Source organism: Paenisporosarcina sp. P5_A11, from assembly GCF_056400705.1.
The window spans coordinates 1-4,330 of record NZ_JBFUKT010000229.1; the positions used below are offsets into that span (position 1 = coordinate 1).

Consider the following 4,330-nt stretch of genomic DNA (forward strand, 5'->3'; position numbering starts at 1 on the left):
GCATATATACCAAATTTAGTTGAAGTTCTAAACCCAAAGCGTTGATAATAACGAAAATCTCCTTCAACAACAATCCCCTTAAATCCTAAATTAGAAGCTAATTTAATTCCTTCCCGTAACATGTATTTACCAACACCCTGACGCTGTTTATTAATTGCCACTGAAACTGGTGATAGCATTAACACTTCATTTTCGTGCTTTTTACTAATTGGAAACTTTGAGAGGACAAAATGTCCAATAATCTTTCCTTCTTCTTCAACTACTAAATCAAGCTCTGGAATATAATATTGTTTTTCTCTAATCTTTTTTAGCCAAGCCTTTTCGTATTCTCCATCTGCATGACCCGTGTTTTTGAATACTTCACAAACAAAAATTTCTGTATAATTATATTCTTCTTTTTCAACAGCTCTTATTTTCATAACTATCTCTCCAATAGATTATCTTTCTACAAAATTTCAATGTTTTTCTTTCTTTAACTAACCTGCCCCGTTAGTGCAATAAGAAAAAATGCAAAAAATGCTTTACTCCTTCTTGAAGTAAAGCACCAGTTTGTTGAAGATGGGCTTTAGTTTTTTGTTGATAAAGCTCCCTAAGATTCGGTAATCGAAATTTTTTTCTAAATAAAGCGATATCTACGAGACAATTGCGTGATAGCCAAAATGACCGTTAACCCAACAACAAGATACCATAATATATTTAAAGGGACTATAAACATTAATACGCTAAATAGAATACCCATTAAAGAGCTAATTGTAATTGATTGTACAGAAGTAAATTTATTTTGAATTAAATAATATAGAGCGAAAGGTAGTGCTAACGTAAATAAAGGAATATAAACTGTTTTAAGGGCTAGTGAAAGTACTGCAATTATAAAACCTATTGATGTGGTAAGTGTCCTACCTACAAATACTTTACCCGAATAATAGCCGTTTAGCAGAATCAACATAATCGTTAAACTAGCACAAATCCCCGTTATTGAAACAAATGAATATCCCATGATGAAAGCCAATATAGAAAGACAAACTAAAGAAACACATGGTAACAGTAATATTAAATGATTTTGCACTTTTTCCATATTCATTACATTTGTAAAACCTACAATAAATAATAAAGAAAATGGAATCGTTAAATATCCTAATTCGATTTGATTACCATAAATTAGATTAAAATAACTAACATCAAGTTTGCCGACCATTATTATTACAAGTGAAGCACTAATCTGACCAATCAACTCCCAGATGCTTGATAATTTAAAAATTTGCGTAAGTTTAGTTATAATGACAATTAAAACGATACCAATAAATAAAGATAAATATAACAAAACTTTCCCCCCAAAATAATTCTTTAAAACTGCCCCAGAGTTGAATATTCGGATACCGATATTATCTTAATTCAATTATACAGTATATGGGAAAAATAACCCAAATCCTTTGATTATGCTTCTTTAACTAACCTGCCCCGTTAGTTGAATAAAGAAGTCATCATCCAAGAGTCCAACTGATTAATCAAACGATACGGCAATATCGGTTCAGGTAAATGGTCAGCTGTTGCTTTGGAATAAAGTTTGAATAAAAATACCGCGAAACCCCATATTTTACGATAAATTAAAAGAATCCATTTTGAAGAAAGATTGATCAAAATGGATTCTTTTTCAGCAGATTTAAGTTTGGTTTTATAAAAAAGTTTGATCATTTTCTGTCTGTGTTGTTCCACAATCGCGCCCTTTAATGGAATAACAAGGACTTGCGCTTGCTTTTGCTTACTTTAATATTCTCCTTTAATTACAAAATACGAGCCCCGAATTGTTCCAGCTAGTTTAGACTTCTGCCTAGCAAACTTAAACTTCCCTTCTAATTCCTTTGGTACCTCCATCCCCTCAGAAAGCTTAAAACCAACGGCCCGTTTCTTAGGGCCATCAACCGTATACATGACGTTGACCTCAAGACCATCCTCATAAAAGACGTAGGCAAACTTGATATTTTCCAGTTGAAAACGCGACGTTTCTATAGGTTTGGCCGCAAACTCAATTTCGCGGTCTTCTTTCAAAATTCGGTTCACATAATCAAGGGTCTCCTGGCTTTCGCTAGCTGGTACAACCGTAAATTCATGCTTGTATTTGTTCATAAAGTAACGGGCTTCATTAGCACGTAAACCAGCAAGCGCTTCTACTACAGGTGAAGATTCTAAACCAACCGTAGACACATTTTTAAAATCAACGATATAGGACATTTCCATCCCTCCTTTTATCTCTTTATTTCCTAACAACAGGAATCCACATTTCACCAAAAACTAAGCCGTTTCGCTGCCCCATCTCAACCGTTGCATTTGGCCCACCAACATAGGCAAAATTCTTTGCTTCTGGCAAAACTTGACCAAAGGCAAGGCCAGCAAGCTTATTATTCAATTCATCAGCCGTCTTCCCTTCCCCATTGACAACCAGGTATTCCCCCTTAGGAAATTGGATTACTCTGGCTTCTTCTGGTGCCGATGCCTCTGTCATGACGCCAGCATAATGCATCATCTTGTTATTCACCGCTTCGTTCACGGCAAAAACGTAGTCATTTGTGGCTATGGCTTTTAAAGTGTCAAGCCTTCCATCTTGGCTGAAGGCCTGCCAAAAGTCTGACTTTTCCTTATTTATGCCAGCAAAGTCTGTGTAATCGCTCTTAAGCTCAGTTCCAAAACCTAAAACGGTAAAGCTGTCTTTTTCTTCTAGGGTATAATCTGCCATATTCAAAACCCTCCTCTTTTTTAAATTAATCAAATGAATTGTCTTCTTCACTTGATAAGTTTATGATAGCCTTAAATCATGTCAAAAAATGATACTGTTTAGGAGTCCCGATGAAAAAAGTTGAACGGATTAATATCATCATGCGGTATATCAACAACCGTGCTCACTTTACAATTTCTGAAATCATGCGAGAATTTAACATCTCTCGTTCGACAGCTATTAGAGATATCAGAGAAATTGAGGCTATGGGGATGCCACTTGTCGCTGAAGTTGGAAGGGATGGGGGTTATTTTGTCATGCACAACTCTGTCCTGCCCGTTGTTCGTTTTACCGATAATGAGGTCAAAGCTCTTTTTATTGCCTTTATGGCCACAAGAAATCAACAGCTCCCCTATCTAAAGAGTCGTCAGTCTTTAGCTGAAAAATTACTAGGCCTCATCTCAGAAAACCAGCAAAATGACCTTGTTCTTTTAAATCAAATCTTGCTTTTTGAAGGGACCAACCCCAATAATCCCGACCTACTTGATCTTTCAGACCTCCCCCATCCCATGTTAGAAAAACTCATCCAAACCCTTCTTTTGGATAGCTATTTATTGATTACCATCAAAGAAGAGAAGGTAATAAAGTCTTATCCAATTTATCTCTTGCACCTTTATAATGAAAAAAGCCTTTGGCTGATTGAAGGCTTTGACTTAAAGGAAGAAAAGAAGCAGATTTTTCCTGTCGAGCATCTCACCAGTGTCAAACMCTACCCGACGAAAAAAAGATTAAGTAAGAAAAAGATTTTAGAAAAACTAAGTAAGCAGGAAGAAGTAATCAACCTTGTCCTTGAACTTGGTCCAAAAGCGATTGCCCAGTTCAAAAAATACCATCCTTTAAAAGTTTCAATTTCCTATACGAATCCTTACCAAACCACAGCCATTCTAAAGACTTTTATCAATGTTAATAAGCCCGAAGAATTGACCGAAATAACAAATTGGCTACTTTTCCTAGGTGGGGATATCAAGGTCAGGGAAGTGCCAGAAGAAATCTTAGAAGGTTTACAAGAGAGATTATGCTTATACTGCCCATAAGCAGTGGCCAGTTAAAACCCAAATAATTTTGAGCTTGGCCAGTTGCCCCTATTTCCGCACACCCAGAGAAAACTTTTTTTACTTGCTGCCGCTGCTTTAAATGCTCTGCTCTGCTATACGATCAAACCTCTCCCGATCTGCTTTTGCCCGCTCTTGATCGGCTTCCTCTATTCGCTTCAATCGCTCCTGCATTTCTTTCATCCGTTCCCGATCTGCCCGCAATTCTTCTATTAACTGCATATGGGGTAGTACCAGCGAAGCTTAGATCCAATCCTAGTAAAAAAGCTACTGCTCCTTGTTCAGCAATCGCGCCCGATTGTTGAAGATCGTCCTGGAACATCCGCACTGCATGGATATTCCAGAAAAGCCCCCGATCGTATTATAAGCTCAGCCAGATATTTAATGTCCCCTTATGGAACTGATGCTTTTGAACGCAGAGAGATTGATTTCAAAAGTAATTAAAAAACCTTAACCCAATAAAATAAAGGGCTAAGGTTTCTTAAAATCCTATTTAATTACTGTCTAT

At 36.6% G+C, this 4,330-nt stretch carries 7 protein-coding genes; 1 reads left to right on the top strand and 6 read right to left on the bottom strand.

The genetic code is table 11. From position 1 onward, the window contains the following. The 5 genes from AC1DOS_RS18295 to AC1DOS_RS18315 all read right to left on the bottom strand — a co-directional run. On the bottom strand, positions 1 to 419 hold a 419-nt coding region (locus tag AC1DOS_RS18295), incomplete at its 3' end, for a GNAT family N-acetyltransferase (protein WP_477538653.1). A 197-nt stretch (positions 420 to 616) separates the two neighbouring features. Continuing rightward, entirely contained in the window at positions 617 to 1,321 is a 705-nt protein-coding gene (locus AC1DOS_RS18300) for an MraY family glycosyltransferase (protein ID WP_477538654.1), read from the bottom strand. Positions 1,322 to 1,461: 140 nt separating this feature from the next. Beyond that, complete coding sequence (locus AC1DOS_RS18305; RefSeq protein WP_477538655.1) at positions 1,462 to 1,713, bottom strand: hypothetical protein; 252 nt, start codon at positions 1,711 to 1,713, stop codon at positions 1,462 to 1,464. 51 nt (positions 1,714 to 1,764) lie between these two features. Then, positions 1,765 to 2,229: a phage tail protein gene (locus AC1DOS_RS18310; RefSeq protein ID WP_477538656.1), complete on the bottom strand. Its 465-nt coding sequence runs from the start codon at positions 2,227 to 2,229 to the stop codon at positions 1,765 to 1,767. A 22-nt stretch (positions 2,230 to 2,251) separates the two neighbouring features. Further along, positions 2,252 to 2,731, bottom strand: a complete 480-nt coding sequence (locus tag AC1DOS_RS18315; protein ID WP_477538657.1) for a GyrI-like domain-containing protein — start codon at positions 2,729 to 2,731, stop codon at positions 2,252 to 2,254. 110 nt (positions 2,732 to 2,841) lie between these two features. On the opposite strand from AC1DOS_RS18315, the gene AC1DOS_RS18320 reads away from it, so the two are divergent. Next, positions 2,842 to 3,804, top strand: coding sequence for a helix-turn-helix transcriptional regulator (locus tag AC1DOS_RS18320; RefSeq protein WP_477538658.1), 963 nt, complete (start codon positions 2,842 to 2,844; stop codon positions 3,802 to 3,804). A 121-nt stretch (positions 3,805 to 3,925) separates the two neighbouring features. Here the strand turns inward: AC1DOS_RS18320 and AC1DOS_RS18325 are convergent, their stop codons facing one another. After that, positions 3,926 to 4,150 (bottom strand): hypothetical protein, encoded by a 225-nt coding sequence (locus AC1DOS_RS18325; protein ID WP_477538659.1) that lies wholly within the window; start codon positions 4,148 to 4,150, stop codon positions 3,926 to 3,928. Positions 4,151 to 4,330: the final 180 nt, after the last annotated feature.

What these genes read in the sequence shown, in the direction of transcription:
- AC1DOS_RS18310 (WP_477538656.1), bottom strand. Translation starts at nt 2,229, where the DNA reads ATGTCCTATATCGTTGATTTTAAAAATGTGTCTACGGTTGGTTTAGAA.
- AC1DOS_RS18315 (WP_477538657.1), bottom strand. Translation starts at nt 2,731, where the DNA reads ATGGCAGATTATACCCTAGAAGAAAAAGACAGCTTTACCGTTTTAGGT.